This window comes from Candidatus Mycobacterium wuenschmannii (assembly GCF_030252325.1).
GTDB lineage: Bacteria > Actinomycetota > Actinomycetes > Mycobacteriales > Mycobacteriaceae > Mycobacterium > Mycobacterium wuenschmannii.
In genome coordinates, this window is the sequence record NZ_CP126981.1 from 2235193 (window position 1) to 2258349 (window position 23157).

Below are 23157 nucleotides of genomic sequence, written 5' to 3' on the forward strand. Positions count from 1 at the left end.
TTGCTCGGCCACGCCTGCCACGTCGATGCGGCTGGTCAAGGTACGGTGCGGCGTTGTGTGGACACGACAGCGCAGCAGCGGCGACCGTCGCCCCCTGGCCGGCCTGGCCGCTGCCGCCCTGCTCACCGCGGCGCTGAGCGGCTGCGGATCAGGGGATTCGACCGTCGCGAAGACACCTGAACCCACCACCCAGGCGACCGCGACACCCCACTCGGCGGCGCCGCAGCAGCCGTCCGCGACCGCTGCCCCGACCAGCCCCGGGCCCGTCGATCCGTGCGCGGTGAACCTCGCCGACCCCGCCATCGCGCGCGGGGTGTCCGAGCTTCCGCAGGATCCGCGCAGCCACCAGCCGTGGAACGCCGAGCCGCTGGCCGGCAACTTCAACCAGTGCGCGCAGTTGTCCGCGGTGATCGTCAAGGCCAACACCAACGCCGAGAGCCCGAACACCCGCGCGGTGCTGTTTCATCTCGGCAAGCTGATCCCGCCGCAGAACGTGCCCGAGACCTACGGCTTCAACGGCATCGACGCCTCCCAGTGCACCGGCGACACGGTCGCGCTGGTGTATTCCGGCGGCATCGGCCTGCCGAGCATCGTCAAGTTCCGCTGGAACGGCAACGGAGTCGAATTGGTGGCCAACGCCGGCCGCTGATTGTCGGTGCCGCCGCCTACAGTGGCGGTGTGTTCATGGCAGGCGACAGCGTCATCTACAGCGCGTCGGATCTCGCATCCGCGGCGCGCTGCGAATACGCCCTGCTGCGCGAATTCGACGCGAAACTCGGCCGGGGGCAACGTGTCACGGTGGTCGACGATTTGCTCGACCGCACCGCGACTCTCGGTGACGAGCACGAGCAGCGCCGGCTCGAACAGCTTCGCGACGAGTACGGCGACGTCGCCGTCATCGGCCGTCCGGTCCCGTTCACCGTCGAGAACGTCACCGCGGCGGCAGACCAGACCCGGCGGGCCATCGACCGCGGCGCGGCGGTGGTCTATCAGGCCGCGATGTTCGACGGCCGCTTCGTCGGATTCGCCGACTTTCTGGTGCGCCGCGACGGGCGGTATCAGGTGGCCGACACCAAGCTGGCGCGGTCGGCGAAAGTCACGGCCCTGCTTCAAATCGCCGCCTATGCCGACACATTGAGCCGGGCCGGGGTCGAGGTGCACCCGGAGGCCGAATTGGTTCTCGGCAACGGCACCGCGGTCACCTATCAGGTGGAGGAGCTCATCCCGGTGTATCGCGAGCAGCGCGCCCGGTTGCAGCGTGTGCTCGACGCGCATTACACCCACGGTGCGCCGGTACGTTGGGACGACGAGGGCGTCCGCGCTTGCTTCCGGTGCCCGGCGTGCGAAGAGCAGGTGCGTGCGGCCGACGACCTGCTGCTGGTCGCGGGCATGCGGGTGACTCAGCGCGCGAAGCTGCTCGACGCGGGCATCACGACAATCACCGAGTTGGCCGAACACAGCGGCCCGGTGACCAGCCTGGCCGCGCGGCCGCTGGCGGCGATGGTCGCCCAGGCCAAGCTGCAGATCAGCCAACGTGAGAGCGGGACACCGCAATTCGAGGTGGCCGATCCGCAGCCGCTGACGCTGCTGCCCAATCCCGACGACGGCGACCTGTTCTTCGACTTCGAGGGCGACCCGCTGTGGACCGCCGACGGGGTCGACTGGGGCTTGGAGTATCTGTTCGGCGTCCTCGAAGGCGGCAAGACCGGCGCTTTCCACCCGCTGTGGGCGCACGACCGACCGGAGGAACGTCAGGCCCTGATCGACTTCCTCAAGCTGGTGGCCAAGCGCCGCAAGCGGTTTCCGAACATGCATGTCTACCACTACGCCGCCTACGAGAAGACGGCGCTGCTGCGGCTGGCCGGGCGCCATGGTGTCGGCGAAGACGAGGTCGACGATCTGCTGCGTAGCGGGACGCTGGTCGACCTGTATCCGATTGTGCGCAAGAGCATTCGGACCGGCGCCGAGTCGCTGAGCCTGAAGGCGCTGGAGCCGCTGTACATGGGGTCGCAGTTGCGGTCCGGCGATGTCACCAACGCCGCCGACTCGATCACGCAGTACGCGCGATACAGCGAACTGCGCGGCAACGGGGAACTCGACGAAGCCGCGACCGTGCTCAAGGAGATCGAGGACTACAACCACTACGACTGCACGTCGACGCGCGAACTGCGCAACTGGCTGCTGCTGCGGGCGCTCGAAGGCGGGGTGACTCCAATCGGCGCACAGCCGGTTCCGGACGGCGGAGCGATCGAGGAGGTCGATGCGCTCGCCGCGAAGCTGCAGAAGTTCAGCGGCGACGCCGCGACCGGTGACCGCACCACCGAACAGACCGCGGTGGCGCTGGTGTCGGCCGCCCGCGGGTATCACCGCCGCGAGGACAAGCCGTTCTGGTGGGCGCACTTCGACCGGCTGAACTATCCGGTCGACGAATGGTCTGACCAGACCGACGTTTTCATCGTCAACGAGGCCGAGGTGGACGTCGACTGGAACAAGCCGCCCAAGGCCCGCAAGCTGCAGCGGCGTGCCCGGCTGACCGGCGAGTTGGCCCGCGGCGCGCTCAACTCCGAAGTCTTCGCGCTCTACGACCCGCCGGCCCCGTCGGGGCTGATCGACAACCCCGACCGGCGCGCGGCCGGTCGCGCCGACGTGGTCGAGGTCGACGACCCGACCGTGCCGACCGCGGTCATCATCTGCGAGCGAACTCCGCCCGACGGCAACACCTTTCCCGAACTGCCGTTCGCGCTGACCCCGGGCGGGCCGATCAACACCAAGCCGCTGCGCGACGCGATCGAAGCGGCGGCCGCAGACCTAGCCGCCAGCCTGCCGACCCTCCCCCGCAATGCCGTCACCGACATACTGCTGCGCAATCCGCCGAGGACGCGCAGCGGCGCGGACCTCCCCCGCAGCGGCGACTACATCGACGACATCACCGTCGCATTGCTCGACCTCGACTCGTCCTACGTCGCCGTGCACGGGCCGCCTGGAACAGGCAAGACGTACACCGGCGCCCATGTGATCACCCGACTGGTCAACGAATCTGTTTGGCGCATAGGCGTTGTCGCGCAGTCACACAACGTGGTGGAGAACCTGCTGCAGGGCACGATCAACGCGGGCATCGACCCGGCGCGGGTCGCGAAGAAGAAGGGTGAACGCGGCGACGTCGACTGGCAACAGATCGGCGACGGCGAATACGCCGCATTCATCGGCGGTACCGGCGGTTCAGGGGGCTGCGTGATCGGTGGCACCGCATGGGATTTCGCCAACCCCGGCCGCGTCCCACCGGGAAGCCTGGACCTGTTGGTGATCGACGAGGCGGGCCAATTCTGCCTGGCCAACACGATCGCGGTGGCCGCATCGGCCGCCAACCTGTTGCTGCTCGGCGACCCGCAACAGTTGCCGCAAGTCAGCCAGGGCACCCACCCCGAACCCGTCGACGGGTCCGCGCTGGGCTGGCTGGTGGAGGGCCAACGGACGCTGCCCGCTGAGCGCGGCTACTTCCTCGACCGGTCGCGCCGCATGCATCCCGCGGTCTGCGCGCCGGTATCGACGCTGGCCTACGAGGGCCGGTTGCAGCCCTACTCCGACATCACCGCGGCGCGCCGACTGGCAGGGTATCCACCTGGGCTGCAGGTGCTTCGCGTCCACCACGAGGGCAACGCGACCGAGAGTCCCGAGGAAGCGCAAGCCATCGCAGAGCTCATCCGCACGCTGGTCGGGCGCACTTGGACAAGCGAAAAGGGCACGCGGCCACTGGCTTCCGCCGACATCCTGGTGCTCGCCCCCTACAACGCGCAGGTGCTGCTGCTGCGCGAACACCTGGCCGAAGCCGGGCTCGGCGATGTCCGGGTCGGGACCGTCGACAAGTTCCAGGGCGCCGAGGCACCGGTGGCCATCGTCTCCATGACCGCCTCGTCAGTCGACGACATCCCGCGCGGAATTCCGTTCCTGCTCAACCGGAATCGACTGAATGTGGCGATCAGCCGGGCCCAATACGCGGCGGTGATCGTCCGCGCGGATGCGTTGACCGAATACCTGCCGGCCGCGCCGACCGGACTGGTCGAACTCGGGGCGTTCCTGGCGCTGACGGCAGACGGCCCGGCCTAGCGCCGGCGCGGGCCCTCGCCGGGGTCGATCCGGCGTCGCCGGGGCGGCGGGTGATGGCCGTTGCGCCCGGTGTCGTGGGTGCTCGAGCCGCCGTAGGTGTCGAGGATGTCGTCGAACGACGGCTCGTCGGGCTGACCGCGGCGCCGTTCCAACGGCGGGAATTCCACGCCGCGAAACCCGTTGGGCGAATCCCGAATTGGCTCGATCTCGGTGGTCGCGGTGACGTCGTCGCCGAGCAGCCTGGCGCGCGGCGGCTCCTGGTGCGCGGTGAACGGCTCGGTCATCGGATCTACCGGCCTCGGAGGGGTGGGACGGGTCGACGGGTCGGGGCGCTGACGTCCGGGTGCGGGCGGCAACGTGTACTCGACGTAGTCATCGTCGTCGTCGAAGCCGTCACGGTAACCATCGAAGTCGCTCGCGAAACCCTCTGGGGTGCTTGGTCGTACGCGCACCCGACGGCCCGGAGCACCCGCGCCGTCTGCGGCCGCCACGCCGCGGCGAGACTCGGCCGCCGACCCGTCGGACCCGACCAGGAAGATGGCTGCGACCACTCCCAACAGCGCGACGAAAGCCGGCAACAGCATCGACTGCGACATCGCGTCGGCGAACGGCCGGTGCAGGAAATCCGGCATTTCCAGCGAGGCGCCCGCCGCGCCCGGCGGGCCCGCTCCGCCATCGGGCATCGGCCCCAACGCGTTTGCGATGCGCGATGTCATGAACGACGCCATGCCGGCGCTGCCCAGCACGGCGCCGACCTGGCGGGTCGCGTTGAACACACCGGAACTCGCGCCCGCGAACTCCGGCGGCAGGTTGCGCGTCGCAGTCGCGGTGATCGGCGCCCAGATGAAGGCCATCGCCGAGCCCAGCACGAAGAACGGCAGCACCAGCGCCCAGATCGGCGTGGTCGGGGTGATCGCGATCGACAGCCAGGTCAGGCCGACCGTCAGGCAGGAGAATCCGAATCCGACCACCGGACGCGGGTGTACCCGGTCGACGAGGCGACCCGCGACGGGCGCCAATACCCCGCTGGTGATCGCCATCGGCGCAGTCAGCAGGGCCGACCGGGTCGGCGACAGGCCGCACACCGCTTGCGCATAGAACATCAGCGGCAAGATCATCCCGGTGGCCGCGAAGGCGATGACCACCGCGGCGGCGTTGCACAGGCTGAAGTCCCGGTCGCGGAAGATGTCCAGCGGAATCAACGGCTCGTGCCTGCTGATCGATTGCCAGTAGACGAACGCCGACATGAACCCCACACCGGCAACCAACACCGCCCAGATCCAGGGCGCCCAATTGTGCGACTGCCCTTCCTGCAGCGAGAAGACAATCAGGAACATGCCGATGCCGGACAGTGCCACCCCGACCACGTCGAACCGGTGCTTGTGGGTCGGTAGTTCGGGGATCTTCCAATACGCCAGGCCGAGGCCGACGAGACCGATCGGGACGTTGACGAAGAAGATCCACGCCCACCCCATCGCGTCCACCAGCACGCCGCCGGCCAGCGGTCCGACCAGCGTGGCCACCCCCGCGGTGGCACCCCAGACGCTCATCGCCACCCCGCGTCCCTCGACCGGGAAGATCCGCGAAATCAACGACAGGGTCTGCGGGCTCATCACCGCGGCGCCGATGCCCTGCGCCACCCGCGCGGTGATCAGCATTCCGATGGTGCCCGACAGGCCGCACCACAGCGAGGCCGCGGTGAAGATCGCCAGGCCGATCAGATACAGGTTCTTCGGGCCGTACCGGTCGCCGAGCCGGCCGGCCACCAACAGCGGGACGGCGTAGGCCAGCAGGTAGGCGCTGGTCACCCAGATGACGGTGTCGTAGCCGGTGCCGAGCTTGACCATGATGCTCGGATTGGCGACCGCGACGATCGTCGAGTCCAGCAGGATCATGAAGAAGCCGACCATCATCGCCCACAGCGCGTGCCACGGGTTCGGGTCGTCGACGCGCGTCGTCGCCGGACCGCCGCCCGGTCGCCGTCGTGCGCTCGCCGTTGTCATCTCTTCACCTCGTCCATCGGTCGCCGCCGCAAGTGCCCCGATCGCCTCGAGCCGGCGAAAGCTCGCAGCCAGGCCAGTTCGGCCCGCGTCGTTGCCAGCAGGTAATCGAATGCCACCAGATATCCGGCGGGCGTGACGCTGGCATCGTGCAGCGCCACGATTTCGGCGGCCCGCGCCTCCAGCGCCCCGACTCGTTCGTCGACGGCATTCGCCGCAGCGTCGGCATCCAGAGTATCGATCTCCGCCAGGGCGACGGCGAACTGCGGAAATTCGTGCGTCGGCTCCGCGATCAGCTGACCGACGCGATCGGCGAGTGCCTCGACACCGGCGTCGGTGATCTCGTAGATGGCCCGCTCGGGCCGCTTGCCGTCACGCGCCGTCCCGGCTCGGCGGATCAGCTTCTCCTCGGTCAGCCGGTCGACGGCGTGGTAGAGCGAGCCCGGCCGGACCTTCACGATGCGGTCGGCATGCCGCTCGACCAGGGTTTGGACCATCTCGTAGCCGTGCATCGGGCGGGCCCGGAGCAGCGACAGCACCGAGATACCCAGCGAGTTCAGTAGGTAGGCCATCGAGTGTCCGTCGTCGTCGGTGATCGGTCGCTTCCGTCGCGGATTATTCCGAACGGACTAATCGCATGCACGCCTGACCCCACGTTTGCGGGAGCCACCGCTAGCCTGAAAGCAATGTCGCAGCCCGGACGGAGCCGGGCCATCCCACCCGGAGGCATCCCATGAGCGCCTGGCGCACCCGGTCCTCGGCCGACTCGCGGACCGCCACCCCCGAGGGCAAGCCGAAAAGGTCGGCGCGCGCGCTGGCCAGCGTCATCGAGCGCAGCTCCCGGATCCAGGGGCCGCTGGCGACCGCCTACGTGGAGCGGTTGCGGCGCAACGATCCTGACGCCGGGCCGGCCACCATCGTGGCGAAGCTCGAGAAGCACTACGTCACCGCCGTGACGGCAAGCGGTGCCGCCGTTGGTTCGACGGCGGTGCTCCCGGGCCTGGGCACGCTGGCCGCGCTGTCGGCGTCGGCCGGCGAGACCGCGGTCTTCTTGGAGGCGACGGCGTTTTTCGCGCTGGCCGTCGCGTCGGTGTACGGCATCCCGACCGACGAGCGGGAGCGCCGCCGCACGCTGGTGCTATCGGTGTTGGTGGGCGACGACAGCAAGCACGCCATGTCCGAGCTGATCGGCGGCGGCCGCACCAGCGGGGCCTGGCTGTCGGAGGGCATGGCGTCGCTGCCGATGCCGGCGCTGTCGCAACTGAACTCACGACTGCTCAAGCGGGCGGTGCGACGGTTCACGCTGCGCCGCAGCGCGCTGCTGTTCGGCAAAGTCCTGCCGGTCGGCATCGGCGCCGGAATCGGCGCTGTCGGCAACCGGTTGGCGGGCAAGCAGATCGTGAAAAACGCGCGCAAGGCCTTCGGCACGCCGCCGGCGAAGTGGCCGGTCACCCTGCACCTGTTGCCGACGGTGTCCGACGTCCGCTGAGCGCCACGTCACCGCAGGATCCTCCGACCGAACTCACATGGCGGATCGGCGGCAAAGGGTTAGCCTTTATGGGGCGTAGCGGCAGGCGCGGCAGAGCCCTGCCCGGACAGAGGAATCGAGGCGAGCAGCGGCTGTGAGCAGCACGAGTTCACCATTCGGTCAGAACGAATGGCTGGTCGAGGAGATGTACCGCAAGTTCCGCGACGACCCCTCCTCGGTGGATCCGAGCTGGCACGAGTTCTTGGTCGACTACAACCCCGACCCGGCCGGCGATGCCCCGGCTGAGGTGACGCCGGCTCCCGCCCAGCCCGCACAGCAAGCGGCACCGACTCCCCCGCCCGCGGTCACGCCCCCGCAGGCCGCACCCGTGCCCGCCGCGTCCGGCAACGGCGCGCCCACCACCCCGCAGCCGGCCGCCCAGACCCCGGCGCCCAAGCCCGCCGGTCCGCCGCCCGCCGAGGGCGATGAGCTTCAGGTGCTGCGCGGCGCGGCCGCGGCCGTCGTCCGCAACATGTCGCAGTCGCTCGACCTCCCGACGGCGACCAGCGTCCGGGCCATTCCGGCCAAGCTGATGATCGACAACCGCGTGGTGATCAACAACCAACTGAAACGCACCCGCGGCGGCAAGGTCTCGTTCACCCACATCCTGGGCTACGCCCTGGTGCAGGCGCTCAAGAGCTTCCCGAACATGAACCGGCACTACGCCGAGATCGACGGCAAGCCGAACTCGGTGACGCCCGCGCACATCAACCTGGGTCTGGCCATCGACCTGCAGGGCAAGGACGGCAAGAGGTCGCTGGTCGTCGCGGGCATCAAGGGTTGCGAGACCATGAGTTTCGGCCAATTCGTCGCGGCCTACGAGGACATCGTCCGGCGCGCCCGCGACGGCAAGCTGACCGCCGAAGACTTTGCCGGCGTGACGATTTCGCTGACCAACCCGGGCACCATCGGCACCGTGCACTCGGTGCCGCGACTGATGACCGGCCAGGGTGCGATCATCGGCGTGGGCGCCATGGAGTACCCGGCCGAATTCCAGGGCGCCAGCGAGGAACGCATCGCCGAGTTGGGCATCGGCAAGCTGATCACGCTCACCTCGACCTACGACCACCGCATCATCCAGGGCGCGGAGTCGGGCGACTTCCTGCGCACCATCCACGAACTGCTGCTCTCCGACGGTTTCTGGGACGAACTGTTCCGCGAGATGGGTGTGCCCTACCTGCCGATCCGGTGGAGCACCGACAACCCCGACTCGATCGTGGACAAGAACGCCCGCGTGATGGAGTTGATCGCGGCCTACCGCAACCGCGGGCACCTGATGGCCGACATCGACCCACTTCGATTGGACAACACCAGGTTTCGCAGCCACCCCGACCTCGAGGTGGTCACTCACGGGCTGACGCTGTGGGACCTCGACCGGGTGTTCAAGGTCAACGGGTTCGGCGGCTGGGAGTACCGCAGGCTGCGCGACATCCTCGGCCTGCTGCGCGACGCCTACTGCCGGCACATCGGTGTCGAGTACACCCATATCCTCGACCCCGAGCAACTCGCCTGGCTCGAGGAGCGCGTCGAGACCAAGCACGTCAAACCGACTGTGGCCCAACAGAAGTACATCCTGAGCAAGCTCAACGCCGCGGAGGCGTTCGAAACCTTTCTACAGACCAAATACGTTGGGCAGAAGCGGTTCTCGCTCGAGGGCGCCGAAAGCACCATCCCGCTGATGGATGCCGCCATCGACCAGTGCGCCGAGCACGGCCTCGACGAGGTGGTCATCGGCATGCCGCACCGCGGCCGGCTCAACGTGCTGGCCAACATCGTCGGCAAGCCCTACTCGCAGATCTTCAGCGAGTTCGAGGGCAACCTCAACCCCGCCCAGGCGCACGGCTCCGGTGACGTGAAGTACCACCTCGGCGCTACCGGTGTGTACCTGCAGATGTTCGGCGACAACGACATTCAGGTCTCGCTGACCGCCAACCCGTCGCACCTGGAGGCCGTCGACCCGGTACTGGAAGGCCTGGTGCGCGCCAAGCAGGACCTGCTCGACAAGGGCGAGGGCGAGCGCGGCAACTCGGTGGTGCCGATGATGCTGCACGGCGACGCCGCATTCGCCGGTCAGGGCGTGGTCGCCGAGACGCTGAACCTGGCCAAGCTGCCCGGTTACCGGGTCGGCGGCACGATCCACATCATCGTCAACAACCAGATCGGCTTCACCACCGCGCCGGAATACTCGCGGTCCAGCGAATACTGCACCGACGTCGCGAAAATGATTGGCGCACCGATCTTCCACGTCAACGGCGACGACCCCGAGGCGTGCGTCTGGGTGGCCAAGCTGGCCGTCGACTTCCGGCAGAAGTTCAAGAAGGACGTCGTCATCGACATGCTGTGCTACCGCCGCCGCGGGCACAACGAGGGCGACGACCCGTCGATGACCAACCCGTACATGTATGACGTCGTCGACGTGAAGCGCGGCGTCCGCAAGACCTACACCGAAGCGCTGATCGGCCGTGGCGATATCTCGATGAAAGAAGCCGAGGACGCCCTGCGCGACTACCAGGGCCAACTCGAGCAGGTGTTCAACGACGTCCGCGAAGTGGAGAAGCACGGCGTGCAGGCCAGCATGTCGGTGGAGTCCAACCAGATGCTGGCGGCCGGCCTGGACACCGCGGTGGACAAGGCACTGCTGGCCCGCATCGGCGACGCATTCCTCGCCCTGCCAGAGGAATTCGCCGCCCACCCCCGGGTGATGCCGGTGCTGGAGAAGCGCCGCGAGATGGCCTACGAGGGCAAGATCGACTGGGCCTTCGGCGAGCTGCTCGCGTTGGGTTCGCTGGTGGCCGAGGGCAAGTTGATTCGGCTGTCCGGCCAGGACACCCGCCGCGGCACGTTCTCGCAGCGGCACTCGGTGATCATCGACCGCCAGACCGGTGCGGAGTTCACCCCGCTGCAGTTGCTCACCATCGACAAGGACGGCAACCCGACCGGCGGCAAGTTCCTGGTGTTCGACTCGCCGCTGTCGGAGTACGCCGCGGTCGGCTTCGAATACGGCTACACGGTCGGCAACCCGGATGCATTGGTGTTGTGGGAGGGCCAGTTCGGCGACTTCGTCAACGGCGCCCAGTCCATCATCGACGAGTTCATCAGCTCCGGTGAAGCCAAGTGGGGCCAGCTGTCCAGTGTCGTGCTGCTGCTGCCGCACGGGCACGAAGGTCAGGGACCCGACCACACCTCCGGTCGCATCGAGCGCTTCCTGCAACTGTGGGCCGAGGGTTCGATGACCATCGCGGTGCCCTCGACGCCGGCGAACTACTTCCACCTGCTGCGCCGGCACGCCCTCGACGGCGTGCAGCGTCCGCTGATCGTTTTCACGCCGAAGTCGATGCTGCGCAACAAGGCTGCGGTCAGCGACATCAAGGAGTTCACCGAGGACCGATTCCACTCGGTGCTCGAGGAGCCCACCTACACCGAGGGCATCGGCGACCGCAACAAGGTCACCCGAATCCTGTTGACTAGCGGCAAGATCTACTACGAACTGGCCGCCCGTAAGGCCAAGGACAACCGCGACGACATCGGGATCGTGCGCATCGAGCAGCTTGCTCCGCTGCCGTTCCACCGGCTCAAGGAGACGTTGGAGCACTACCCGAACGCCAACCAGTACTCCTGGGTTCAGGAGGAGCCGGCCAACCAGGGCGCGTGGCCGCGGTTCGGCCTCGAGCTGCCCGAGCTGTTCCCGGAGAAACTCGTTGGCATCAAACGGATTTCGCGCCGCGCGATGTCGGCACCCTCGTCGGGTTCGTCGAAGGTGCACGCCGTCGAGCAGCAGGAGATCATCGACGAGGCGTTCCGCTGATCGACTGAGGTCGCGAAGCGCCGAGTGTGCGGGTTGTAGGCGCTCAAACAGCCTGAGAGGCGCTCAGTCTCTGCACAGTCGTCGTCATGGCGTCGAGCCGGCCACATCGCTGAGCCGACGTTCCGGATTCCGGACAACCGCCCCGCAAGCACGGATAACTGAACGTCAAAGCCCTTTCGTGGGGATAACCCCACGTGAGTTAGGTCACCCTAAATTAGGGTAGGCATACCTCTTGTTGCTCAGGGAAAACTCAGATAGTTTTCATGCGTTCCATTAAGGAACGCTCCCCTCTACTGAGTACCAAGGAGATTCTGTGCACTCGATTTCCCGTCCCACTCCTGCACTCGGCGGGCTGACGCTGGCCGGCATCGCACTGGCCGGCGCCGCCCTTGCCGCCATCGGCCAATCGGCGCCCACCCTGTCCGGTGTCACGCCAAACCTGCAGCAGCGCGAGGTAAAGCTCATTGACGCCGCGTCGGACTTCGTCCTGACCGACTGGGGCACGGTGTTCACCGACGCCCAGGCCAATCTGACTGCACTGCAGGCGGATATCGCCGCGGTCCCGCTGCAGTCCGATCTGGAGACTCTGTTCGGCGGCTTCTCGACCGAGCTGACTGCGGACCTGCAAAGCTCGGCGACGGCGTTCCAGACGTTCGCCGATTCGCTACCGGACACACTGCAGTCGGTGTCGACGGACCTCGCCGCGGGCAAGTTCACCGACGCGTTCGTCACGCTGGACACGACGGGGCTGAACAGCCTTGAAGATATCGGCAAGCCGCTGTTCGATCTGCTGAACACCACCGCACGCGGCACCGGTGAGATCACCGAGCTCGGCATCCTGGGGACCCTTGCCCAAGATGCAACGAACGCATTCAACTCGGTGTTCACCACGGGCGGCGCCTTCGAGCTGAGCAAGGCGCTGCTGACGCCGGAAATCACCGCGACGTTCGAGTTGGCGAACAACTTCGATGCGATCGAGGCCTCGTTCGCCAGCGGCGACTACACCGAAGCACTCGCGGAAATCCAGAACATTCCGTCCGGCTACATCGGAGCGTTGCTCAACGGCTTCGTCCCAGTTGTCGACGGCGTGCCGACCACCGAAGCCTTCCCGGGTCTGCTCGATCTCAACAGTGGCGCGCTGGAGTACTTCTTCGTGACCATTCCGACGGAAATCGCCAACTCGCTCGGCATCTCGGCAACGGACACGGCCGCCAGCACGCTCGTCGACAGCGCGTCGCTGATCGACCCGACGTCGTTCGCGGACCTGGTCACTTCGCTGTTCGGCAGCCTGTAGCACCAATTACGCACGGCGGCCCGTCTTTTCGGCGGGCCGCCGCTGCGCGGAAGGGTTAGCGGCGCGTCGCCCGCTCGTACATGGCGTTGATGCCGCTCGACGCCCGGTGGCCCGCCGTCGGCAGCGGCCCGGTGGCGTCGTTGTCGAGGGGCTCCCGGTACGTCGGCACCGAGCGGCGCGGGATTCGTGGCGGCCGCGACGCGACGTTCATCGGCCACCAGAACCAGCGGCCCAGCATGGCCGCGATCGACGGCATCAGGAACGACCGGACGATCAGCGTGTCGAACAGCAGACCCAGGCCGATGGTCGTGCCCACCTGACCCACCGCACGGTTGTCGCTGACCATCATCGAGGCCATCGTGAAGGCGAACACCAGCCCGGCGGCCGTCACGACCCGACCGGTACCACCCATCGCGCGGATGATGCCGGTCTTGAGGCCGGCGCCGATCTCCTCCTTGAAGCGGGCGACCAGCAACAGGTTGTAATCAGATCCGACGGCCAACAGGATGATCACCGACATCACCATCGTCAGCCAGTGCAGCTTGACCCCAATGATGTACTGCCACAACAGCACCGACATACCGAACGAAGCGCCCAGCGACAGCGCGACCGTGCCCACGATCACCAACGCGGCCACCAGGCTGCGGGTGATCAGCAGCATGATGATGAAGATCATGCACAGCGACGAGATGCCGGCGATCATGAAGTCGTAGTTGGACGCTTCCTTCAGATCCTTGAAAGTGGCTGCGGTGCCGGAGATGTAGACCTTGGCGTCCTCCAGCGCGGTGCCCTTGAGTGACTCGTAGGCCGCAGTCTTGATGACGTCGATCCGCGACATGCCTTCGTTGGTCGCGGGATCGCCCTTGTGCGAGATGATGAACCGAGCGGCCTTGCCGTCAGGTGACAGGAACAGCTTCTCGACCCGCTGGAAGTCCGGATTGGCGAAGACCTCGTGCGGCAGATAGAACGAGTCACCGGTCTTCGCGGCGTCGAAGTCCTTGCCCATTGCGGTGGCGTCTTCGCTGAGTTCGTTCGCCTGATCGAACATCCCGGACGCGGTGCTGTGCAGCGTCAGCACCATGGTCCGCAGGCTGCGCATGGTTTCGATCTGCGCCGGCAGCAGCGCGACCAGTTGCGGCACCACGGCGTCGACGCTGTCGACGTCCTTGGTCAGCTCCTCCAGCTTCTGGCTGAGCTTGTCCACCCCGTCGGTGGCGTTGTAGGCCGACCGGATGCCCCAGCACAACGGAATGTTGAAGCAGTGCTGCTCGGCGTAGAAGTAGCTGCGCAGCGGCCGGAACGTGTCGTCGAAATCGGCGATGTTGTCCCGCACTTCGTTGGTGATGGCCAACGTGTCCTTGGTGAGGCCGGCGATGTGGTGCGTGGTGCCGACCATCTGGTTCATCAAGACGTTGACCTTCTCCAACGACTTGATCGTCCCGCCGAGTTGGTCGGCCAGCTTCTGCATGTCGTCCAGCCGGCCCTTGGCCACCTGCAGATTCTGCAGCTGTCCGGCGTTCTGCATGCTGAGCAGGAAAGGGATCGAGGTGTGCTCCAGCGGAGTGCCCTGCGGGCGGGTGACGCTCTGCACCCGGGCGATTCCTTCGACCCCGAAGATCCGCTTGGCCAGTCGGTCCAGCACCAGGAAGTCCGCGGAGTTGCGCATGTCGTGGTCGGACTCGATCATCAGGACTTCGGGCATCATCCGGGCCTGGGAGAAATGCCGTTCCGCGGCGGCCATGCCGATGTTGCCGGGGGTGTCCTTCGGGATGTAGTCGCGGTCGATGTAGCTGACCTTGTAACCCGGCAGCGCCAGCAACCCGACCATGGTGACCGCGCAGGTGGCGGCGAAAATCGGTGCGGGCCAACGGACCACGGCGGCACCGACCCGGCGCCAGCCGCGGACACTGTGCAGGCGCTTGGGCTCCAGCAGACCGAATCGGCTGCCCACCGTGATCACCGCGGGGATCAGGGTCAGCGCCACCGCGACGGCGACCAGCATGCCGACCGCGCAGGGCGCGCCAAGGGTCTGGAAGACCGGCAGCCGGGCGAAGCTGAGGCAGTACGTCGCGCCGGCGATCGTCAGGCCGGACGCCAACACCACATGTGCGACACCGCGATACGCGGTGAAGTAGGCGGTCTTGCGGTCCTCGCCGGCGTGCCGCGCCTCGTGATAGCGGCCGATGAAGAAGATGCCGTAGTCGGTGCCCGCCGCGATCGCCAGCGACACCAACATGTTGGTGGCGAAGGTGGAGAGCTTGATGACGTCGTGCAGCGCGAGGAACGCGACTATGCCTCGGGCCGCTGCCAATTCGATGCCGACCATCACCAGCAGCAGGCCCACCGTGATGAAGGACCGGTAGACGAACAGCAGCATCACGAAGATCACCGCGACCGTGGTGACCATGATCTTCACGATCGTCTTGTCGCCGCTGGTGTTGCCGTCCGCAGCGATCGCGGCCGAGCCGGTCAGGTATGCCTTTACGCCCTTGGGCGCGGGCACGCTGTCGACGATCTTGCGGACGTTGGCCACCGAGGTGTTCGACGACGTCTCGCCTTGATTGCCAACAAGATTCAGCTGGACGTAGGCGGCCTTGCCGTCGGGACTCTGGGCTCCGGCCGCGGTCAGCGGGTCGCCCCAGAAGTCCTGGATGTGCTGGACGTCCTTCGGGTCGGCCTTGAGCCGGTTGATGATCTGCTCGTAGTAGTGGTGAGCGTCGTCGCCGAGTTGCTGGTCGCCCTCGATGACGATCATCGCCATCGCGTCGGAGTCGGATTCCTTGAACACTTTGCCGATGCGCGCGGCGGCCCGGACCGACGGCGCGTCCTTGGTGCCCAGTGACACGGCATGGTCGCGCGCGACCTGCTCCAGCGACGGGATCGCGAGACTGACGATCACGGTGATCGCCAACCACCCCAGGATGATCGGCACCGACAGCTGCCGGACCAGGCGCGCGACGAACGTCGCCGCGGCATGCTCGTGCCGCAGGTGATGGCTCGTCATGCCTTGATCCGGCAGTACGTGAACGCGCTCACTTCGTTCGAGATCCTCTCGGCCTTGACCTGACCGTCCACGACGATCCGGCAGCCAATGCTGTTGCTGTCACCCTGGGCCACCACATTCCCCACGACGGCTGGGCTGTTTGTCGTGAGTCGTATAGACCACGGTAATCGTGCCCTATCGACGAGCTGTGGGTCGGAGTTCACATCAAAATAGCTGATGTCCGCGACGGCGCCCGTCGGGCCGAAGACCTCGTACATCACCGACTTCTGAGCGAGCTGTCCGACACCCGTGGCCTCTTGTTTTCCATACGCCGAAGGCTTGTCCATGGTCGAGGCGGCGCGCACCCGCGACACCGAGAATCCGCCACCGCCTACGACCGCAAGTACCACCAGCGGTATCCATGCCCGCTTGAGCACCTCCGCGACCGCCATCCTGTTGCCCCGTCCCGAACGCCTGTGGCGCTTCGATACGCAAGCGACCCGTGGGACGAGTAAATCACGCTGTCGCGGCACGGCGTCAGGGGATTTCTCCATGCTTTGGCTAAGAATTCGCCGGACCGACATGAGGCCGTCTAGCTGCGGTGATGGCGTTAACGATGCCAATTTTCTGGCAATTGCATTTACCCCTGCCTCGAATTCGGAAAACGCCGTCAATTCGTCCGCATTGCCGCTCGTGCGACGAGATGTAAACGTTGACGCCTCGGCGCGCCCAGTTGCACGCCATCGACCGCGTGTGGGATAGACCTGCGGTTTCCGCGAACACAGACCGTTGACGACGACAGCCGCATTGTTCGTGGCCCGCGCCTGTCTGTCATACTTCCGCGATGGCCACCGCGAACCGCCTGACCCGTCGTCCTTTCGTGCATCGACTGGTGATCAACCCCTTTATGTTTCGGTTGATTTTCCAGTCGAACGCCAAGGACCGGTTCGCCACCCAGACCAAGCTGCTCGGCGGCGACGACTGGTTGTTCTTCAACTACGGATACGAAGAAGACCCGGCGATGGGCATTCCGCTCGACGCGGGCGACGAGCCACACCGATTCTTCATCCAGCTGTATCACCGCACCGCGACCCAGGTGGACCTCGCCGGCAAGAAGGTGCTCGAGTGCAGCTCCGGCCACGGCGGCGGGGCCTCATATCTGGTGCGCACCCAGCACCCGGCCTCCTACACGGGGCTGGACCTGAACCCGGCCGGCGTCGAATTCGCCAAGAACCGCCACCACCTGGACAACCTCGACTTCGTCGAGGGCAACGCCCTGGCACTGCCGTTCGCCGACGACTCGTTCGATGCACTGCTCAACGTCGAGGCCTCGCACCTCTACCCCGACGTGCCGAAATTCTTCAGTGAAGTCAAGCGCGTGCTCAAGCCGGGCGGCCACTTCCTCTACACCGATTTCCGGCCGCGCTCCGAGGTCGCGAAGTGGGAGTCGGACATGGCGAACTCAGGTCTGCGCCGAATCTCCGAGTCGATCATCGACCAGAACGTGTTGCGCGGCAACGAGAAGAACGGCCCGCGCAAGCAGGAGCGGATCAGCCAGCACCAGGGCTCGGCGGTCAGCCGCGCCTTCGCCCGCTACGCCAGCGACATGACCGACTGGGCCTTCAACGGCGCGCTGCGTGAGGGCGAGTACACCTATCGCGTGTACTTGTTCACCAAGGACTGACACCGCGTCGTTCGCTGAAATCTGTTGGTAGAGAAGTAAAACGGGGGCAACATGGCAACGGCTACGACCGATCCCGTGCGGCTGCCGCCCACGCTGCGGCTGCCCAAGCTCGTCACGAGCGTTCTGTTTCTCACCTCGCTGCAGTACTCCGTCGCTCCGTGGCTGAGCCGCCGGTACGGCGGGCCGTTCACGATCAACCTGCCGATCTTCGGTAAGACGATCGTCATCCACGACCGTGACATCGTCAAAGAGGTCTACAGCGCCAGCTTCGACCTGATCGAGCGGCCGACCAAGGTGCTCGGGCAGGCGTTCGGACCCGGCTCGACCTTCAGCCTGATCGGCAAGGAGCACTCGGAGCGCCGAAAGTTGGTGCTGCCCAACTTCTCCGGCAAGAAGGTGAAGAACTACGAGCAGCTCGTCGAAGACGAGGTGCTGAGCGAGACCGCGAGCTGGCCGGAGGGCCAGGAGTTCGAAACCCTCGAATCGATGACACGGCTGACGCTCAACGCGATCATGCGGGCCACCTTCGGCGAACGGGCCGACGCGCTGGACGAGCTCAAGGCCGTTATCCCGTCGTTGATCACGCTGGGCTCGCTGATGCAACGGATGCCGCCGTTCGTGCGACGCGAATACGGATCCTGGAGCCCGGGCAGCAAACTGGCCGCCTTCCGGCGCCGCTTCGACGCGGTGATCGACGAACTCCTCGCCGAGGCGCGCGCCGACTCGTCACTGGCCGACCGCAGCGACATGCTGGCGCTGCTGATGCAGGCCCGCTACGAGGACGGCTCACCGATCTCCGATCGCCACATCGCCGACGAACTGCTCACGCTGGTGGCGGCCGGCCACGAAACCACCGCCTCCCAATTGGCTTGGGCTGTCGAAAGATTGCGCCGCAACCCCGACGTGATGCGCCGGCTCACCGAGGAAGTCGACGCCGGCGGATCCGACCTCAGGCAGGCGACGATCTACGAGATTCAGCGCGTCCGGCCGACGATCGCGGCCTCACTGCGCACGACGAAGACCCGCGTCCGGATCGACGAGTGGGTGCTGCCCGCCGACACCGCCGTGATGATCGACTTCCAACTCGCCCACGAGTCGGACACCAACTACACCGATCCGGAAGCCTTCAATCCGGACCGCTTCCTCGGAGGCCCCCCGCCGTCGTTCCGGTGGGTGCCGTTCGGTGGTGGCATAAACCGTTGCGTGGGAGCCGCTTTCGCGCATATGGAGATGGACGTGACGCTCCGGACGCTGTTCCGCGAATTCCGGTTCACCGCCACCGATGCGCCCGCCGAGGCCCGTAATTTCCGCGGCGTCGCGATCGCGCCGGGCAAGGGTGCACGCGCTGTGGTCTACCGCCGCGTCGACTCACCGTCGCGCGATCGCGACTCGGTGTCGGTCGCCGACCACAGCAGCTGACCCGAACCCTGACCTGGCATACTTCCCGGCATGCCAACGACCAAGGACCGCGTTACCGACATCGGCTACCGGGGCTACAAGGCCTTCATGAACAAGGTCTGGTACCCGTTCCTCACCCGTCGGCTCAACACCCAGGACGTCACCTTCCTCAACTATGGCTACGAGGGCGACCCGCCGCTGAACCTTCCGCTGGACGACGCCGACGCGGCCAGCCGGTACTCGACCAACCTGTACAACCAGGTGGCCTCGCAAATCGACCTGGCCGGCAAGAAGGTGCTGGAGTGCAGTTGCGGCCACGGCGGCGGCGGCGCGTACATCACGCGCACCTTCAAGCCTGCCGAGTACATCGGGCTGGACTACAACCCGGACGGCGTTGCCTACTGCAACGCGCACCACAAGGTGCCCGGCCTGAGCTTCGTGCACGGCAACGCCGAGGATTTGCCGTTCCCGGACAACAGCTTTGACGCGATTGTGAATGTCGAGGCCTCGCACGCCTACCCGAATCTGGACAAGTTCCTATCCGAGGTCAACCGCGTGCTGAAGCCGGGCGGCAGCCTGCTCTACGCCGACTTCCGTGGCCGCCCCGAATTCCCGGCCTGGGAAGGCGCTCTCGATGCGATGCCGCTGCGACAGGTGTCCATGCGCGTCATCAACGACGGCGTGATCCGCTCGTTGGACGCCAGCGCACAGCAGAAGCTCGACTTGATCAGCGCTCAACTGCCGAAGTGGTTCCGCCCGTTCGGCCGCCACTTCGCGGGTGTGCCGGGCACCGGGATCTACAACGTGATCGAGAGCGGCGACGCGGAATACCGCATCTACCAGTTCATCAAGGACTGACCGCCGGTCAGGCGATCGCGTAGTCGGAGATCGGGAACGTCTCCTGCTCCTTGACGGCGCTGCGCACCGAGGTCGGACGGAACAGCGGTGCCTCGCCCTTGCCGGTGTGGTTGCGGAACCAATAGGACCGCGAGCCGACGCAGTTGGCGAGTTCGAACGCGGAGTCCTTCATGAGCTCGGTCATCCGCGCCAGGAACTGGGCGTTGGCCTCTTCGGTGACCTCGAAGGTGCGGGCGTCGCGCTGCTGCATCTCGCCGAAAAGCCGTTCCATGTGCTTCATCTGGTATTCGACGGTGTTGAACCACGACAGGCCCACCCAGGCGTACGGGCTGGCCATCGACAGGAAGTTCGGGAAGCCGGGCATCGAAATACCCTGGTAGGCCTGGAATTGGGTTTCGCGCCACCACTTTCCAAGGTTCTTGCCGTCGCGCCCGATCACCTCGATCGCGGGCAGGTTGGCCTCCCAGACGTCGAAACCGGTTGCCAGCACCAAGGTGTCGATCACGCGCTTGGTGCCGTCGTTGCCGACGATGCCATCGGGCTCGATGTGGTCGATCCCGTTGGTCTCCAGGTGCACATGCTTCTTGGTGAACGCCCGATAGAAGTCGTTGGAGATGGTGGGGCGCTTGCAGCCGAAGTCGAAGTCCGGGTCCAGCTTTCGCGACAGCTCCCGGTTGCGCACCAGCAGCAGTCGGTACAGCCGGGAGAACTGTGAGATGGCCTTGTTGAAGGGCTTGAAGTAGCGGAACTTCCACATGGTCAGCACCATGGAGACTTCGAGGATCGCGTCGGTATACCAGCGCAGCGCCCGTTGCGTCGCGGGGAACTTGGCGAACAGCCCTTGCAGCAATGGGAAGAACTTCATGTCGAATTTCGGCAGCACCCAGATCGGGGTGCGCTGATACACGGTGAGTTCGGCGACCTCTTTCGCCAACTCCGGGACCACCTGCACGCCGGTCGAGCCGGTACCGATCACCGCGGCGCGGCGGCCGGTGGCCGAGAAGTCGTCATCCCAGATCGCGGTGTGGACGATGCGACCGCCGAACGTCTCGATGCCCGGAATGTCCGGCATCTTCGGCTGACACAGGAAGCCGGTCGCCACGATCAGGTACTGCGTGCTCAGCGTGTCGCCGCCGGCCAGCGCCAAGCGCCAGAGCTGGGCGTCCTCGTCCCAGCGGGCCCCTTCGACGGTGGTGTTGAACCGCATGAAGCGCCGCACGTCGTACTTCTCGGCGACGTTGACCGCGTAGCTCTTGAGTTCGGCGCCCGGCGCGTACATCCGCGACCAGTACGGGTTCGGCTCGAAACGGTAGGAGAAGGTGGGCGACGGCTGGTCGACCGCGAGGCCCGGGTAATGGTTGACGTGCCACGTTCCCCCGAGGTCGTCTTCCCGGTCGACGATCAGGATGTTCTCGTAGCCCAGGCTGCTCAGCTGGATCGCGGCGCCGATTCCGCCGAATCCCGCCCCCACGATGATGACATCGAACTGCTGCTCGCCCATAAGCACAAAGGGTAGCTTCTGCTGCGCGAACGATAAAACGACAACGCATGTAGTCGCACGGCCGAACACGACGCCGATCGACGTCAATTGGAGCAATGTCCAACAGGATTCGGACCCAGCGAGTACTGTCCGATCGCACATCGCACAGGCCGAAGGATCGAAATGCGTTGCGCCCGTAGTTGTTTCTCCGTCAGCACCGGCGTCGCGCTGGTCGCCGTCGCCCTCGTCCCGGCGCCGGCGGCGGCCCCGCCCGCACCTGCTGTCCAGACCCGCGACGTGCGGCTCGTCGACTCCGCGGATTCGCCGCTCGGCGACGGCACGGCCCTGGTCATCGGTGGCAGCAGCATCCCCTTGCCGCCGGAGCGGTACGTCGACGCCGCCAACGCCCTGTACCTGCAGCCGCACGGCTTCACGGGATCGGCGCAGGCGCTGTACACGCCGGAGGGCTTCTATCCCACCACCGGAGTGCACAGCCTGACCGCCGACGTCTCGGAGGCGCAGGGCGCGAAGATCCTGGACGGCGCGATCCTCGGCGAGATCGCCCGCGGCGACGTCGACGCCGAGAACCCGGTCGTGGTGTTCGGCTACTCGCAGAGCGCCGCGTTCTCGACCATGACCATGGAGCAGTTGCAGAGCCAGGGCGTGCCCACCACCGACGTCCACTTCGTCCTGGTCGGCGATACCGCCGCGCCCAACGGGGGCCTGCTGGAGCGCTTCGACCTGCTCGGCCACGACTTCTCGGTTCCCAGCTTCGGCATCACCTTCGGCGACCCGACCCCGAGCGACCTCTACCCGACCGACATCTACACGCTCGAATACGACGGCTTCGCCGACTTCCCGCAGTACCCGCTGAATCCGCTGGCCGACCTGAACGCCTTCGCGGGCATGATCTACGAGCACTTGACCTACCTGACCGTCGGCGAAGATCAGATCCAGAACGCCGTGCCGTTGGACACCGTGGGCGACACGCTGACCAACTACTACATGATTCCCGTCGACGATCTGCCGCTGCTGGAACCGCTGCGGCTCATCCCCGTGGTCGGCAATCCGCTCGCCGACCTGCTGCAACCCGATCTGAAGGTCCTGGTCGACCTCGGCTACGGCAGCGTCAGCGAGGGCTGGAGCCAGGGGCCGGCCAACGTCTTGACCCCGTTCGAGCTGTTTCCCACGGACATCGAGTGGCACGACGTTGCCACCGCCCTGATCAACGGCGTGCCACAGGGCATTCAGGCCGCCCTCGCCGACCTGGCGAATCCGGCCAACTACGAGATCCCGTCGCTGCTGGACAGTCCTACGATCGCCGCCCTGGTCGACGCGGCCTACACTTCGGGTCTGATCGACACCTTGCAGCCGACGACGCTGGAACTCACCCAGGCGCTGTTGGGCGGCACCTTCCCGCTCTCCGACGTGACGCTGCTGTCGCCGCTGCCCGACATCCTCAACGACATCAGCGCGACCCTGTCGGCCGACTTCGCGGCGCTGCTGCCGATCGCCGACACGATCACGGCGCTGACGACCACCCTGCCGGAGTTCGACCTCAGCATTTTCGTGGATCAGCTCGAGGCCGGCAATTTACTCGCCGCGATCGGTGATCCGATCGCCGCAGACGTCGCCCTGATCCCGTTCTCGCTGTTCCTGGGCCTGGGCCCGATCGGCAACGCGATCGAGGGCACCCTGCTGAATTTCATGACCCTGATCCCGTAGCCTATGACGCCGGAGGGTCACCCGGCGGACCGTGCATGTGTAGGGTCTAATGGGATTTGGCTGTTCGAGGGGCGCACACCGAACTCGTGGTGGGGACCACCGGGCTTACAAGATAGACACGAGAATGAGGCCATTCCGTACTTGGTCTTTCACTCTCACCCGGTAGGGTCACTCCCATCTGTGCCCGTGGAGCGCATGTGCAGAAACGTCGCATGCCAAGCTGAGCCGGAGGGAGGCCTCGGTTTGCCGGTCACACTCGTGCTGGGTGCTGTCGTACTGGCGAACCTGTTGCTCTTCC

At 66.2% G+C, this 23157-nt stretch carries 14 protein-coding genes; 9 read left to right on the top strand and 5 right to left on the bottom strand.

What is annotated here, in order from left to right; all coding sequences use genetic code 11:
• The first annotated feature begins 55 nt into the window (after positions 1-55).
• Both PT015_RS10655 and PT015_RS10660 read left to right on the top strand, forming a co-directional pair.
• A complete protein-coding gene (locus tag PT015_RS10655) occupies positions 56-649 on the top strand; it encodes an LppP/LprE family lipoprotein (RefSeq protein ID WP_390887963.1) in 594 nt (197 codons plus the stop codon).
• A gap of 29 nt (positions 650-678) precedes the next feature.
• A complete protein-coding gene (locus tag PT015_RS10660; RefSeq protein WP_285190582.1) occupies positions 679-4104 on the top strand; it encodes a TM0106 family RecB-like putative nuclease in 3426 nt (1141 codons plus the stop codon).
• On the opposite strand, the gene PT015_RS10665 is transcribed toward PT015_RS10660, so the two are convergent.
• Together PT015_RS10665 and PT015_RS10670 are read right to left on the bottom strand one after the other, a co-directional pair.
• Complete coding sequence (locus PT015_RS10665) at positions 4101-6107, bottom strand: MFS transporter (RefSeq protein WP_390887964.1); 2007 nt, start codon at positions 6105-6107, stop codon at positions 4101-4103. The genes PT015_RS10660 and PT015_RS10665 overlap by 4 nt on opposite strands.
• Positions 6104-6676: a PadR family transcriptional regulator gene (locus tag PT015_RS10670; protein WP_285190583.1), complete on the bottom strand. Its 573-nt coding sequence runs from the start codon at positions 6674-6676 to the stop codon at positions 6104-6106. The genes PT015_RS10665 and PT015_RS10670 overlap by 4 nt, the downstream gene beginning before the upstream one ends.
• A 161-nt stretch (positions 6677-6837) precedes the next feature.
• Between PT015_RS10670 and PT015_RS10675 the strand changes: the two genes are divergently transcribed.
• From PT015_RS10675 to PT015_RS10685, 3 genes are all read left to right on the top strand, one after another.
• Entirely contained in the window at positions 6838-7593 is a 756-nt protein-coding gene (locus PT015_RS10675) for a hypothetical protein (RefSeq protein ID WP_285190584.1), read from the top strand.
• A 133-nt stretch (positions 7594-7726) separates the two neighbouring features.
• On the top strand, positions 7727-11437 hold the full coding sequence (locus PT015_RS10680) for a multifunctional oxoglutarate decarboxylase/oxoglutarate dehydrogenase thiamine pyrophosphate-binding subunit/dihydrolipoyllysine-residue succinyltransferase subunit (protein WP_285190585.1): 3711 nt from the start codon (positions 7727-7729) through the stop codon (positions 11435-11437).
• 313 nt (positions 11438-11750) lie between these two features.
• Entirely contained in the window at positions 11751-12731 is a 981-nt protein-coding gene (locus PT015_RS10685) for a hypothetical protein (protein ID WP_285190586.1), read from the top strand.
• A 55-nt stretch (positions 12732-12786) separates the two neighbouring features.
• Here PT015_RS10685 and PT015_RS10690 read toward each other — a convergent pair whose 3' ends face one another.
• Together PT015_RS10690 and PT015_RS10695 are read right to left on the bottom strand one after the other, a co-directional pair.
• Positions 12787-15735, bottom strand: coding sequence for an MMPL/RND family transporter (locus PT015_RS10690; protein WP_285190587.1), 2949 nt, complete (start codon positions 15733-15735; stop codon positions 12787-12789).
• Positions 15732-16166 (bottom strand): MmpS family transport accessory protein, encoded by a 435-nt coding sequence (locus PT015_RS10695; RefSeq protein ID WP_285190588.1) that lies wholly within the window; start codon positions 16164-16166, stop codon positions 15732-15734. Before PT015_RS10695 ends, PT015_RS10690 begins: the two co-directional genes overlap by 4 nt.
• A gap of 392 nt (positions 16167-16558) precedes the next feature.
• Here PT015_RS10695 and PT015_RS10700 point away from each other — a divergent pair, with 392 nt between their 5' ends.
• Genes PT015_RS10700 through PT015_RS10710 form a run of 3 tightly spaced genes read left to right on the top strand, consistent with a single transcriptional unit; the run spans position 16559 to position 19654 of the window.
• The gene (locus PT015_RS10700; RefSeq protein WP_390887965.1) at positions 16559-17398 is read left to right on the top strand and encodes a phthiotriol/phenolphthiotriol dimycocerosates methyltransferase; all 840 of its coding nucleotides are present in this window, start codon (positions 16559-16561) and stop codon (positions 17396-17398) included.
• Between the two features lie 51 nt (positions 17399-17449).
• Complete coding sequence (locus tag PT015_RS10705) at positions 17450-18817, top strand: cytochrome P450 (RefSeq protein WP_285190589.1); 1368 nt, start codon at positions 17450-17452, stop codon at positions 18815-18817.
• A 30-nt stretch (positions 18818-18847) separates the two neighbouring features.
• Positions 18848-19654: a phthiotriol/phenolphthiotriol dimycocerosates methyltransferase gene (locus PT015_RS10710; protein ID WP_285190590.1), complete on the top strand. Its 807-nt coding sequence runs from the start codon at positions 18848-18850 to the stop codon at positions 19652-19654.
• 7 nt (positions 19655-19661) lie between these two features.
• On the opposite strand, the gene PT015_RS10715 is transcribed toward PT015_RS10710, so the two are convergent.
• A complete protein-coding gene (locus PT015_RS10715; RefSeq protein WP_285190591.1) occupies positions 19662-21155 on the bottom strand; it encodes a flavin-containing monooxygenase in 1494 nt (497 codons plus the stop codon).
• Between the two features lie 162 nt (positions 21156-21317).
• On the opposite strand from PT015_RS10715, the gene PT015_RS10720 reads away from it, so the two are divergent.
• On the top strand, positions 21318-22859 hold the full coding sequence (locus PT015_RS10720) for a PE-PPE domain-containing protein (RefSeq protein WP_285190592.1): 1542 nt from the start codon (positions 21318-21320) through the stop codon (positions 22857-22859).
• The last annotated feature ends 298 nt before the right edge of the window (positions 22860-23157 follow it).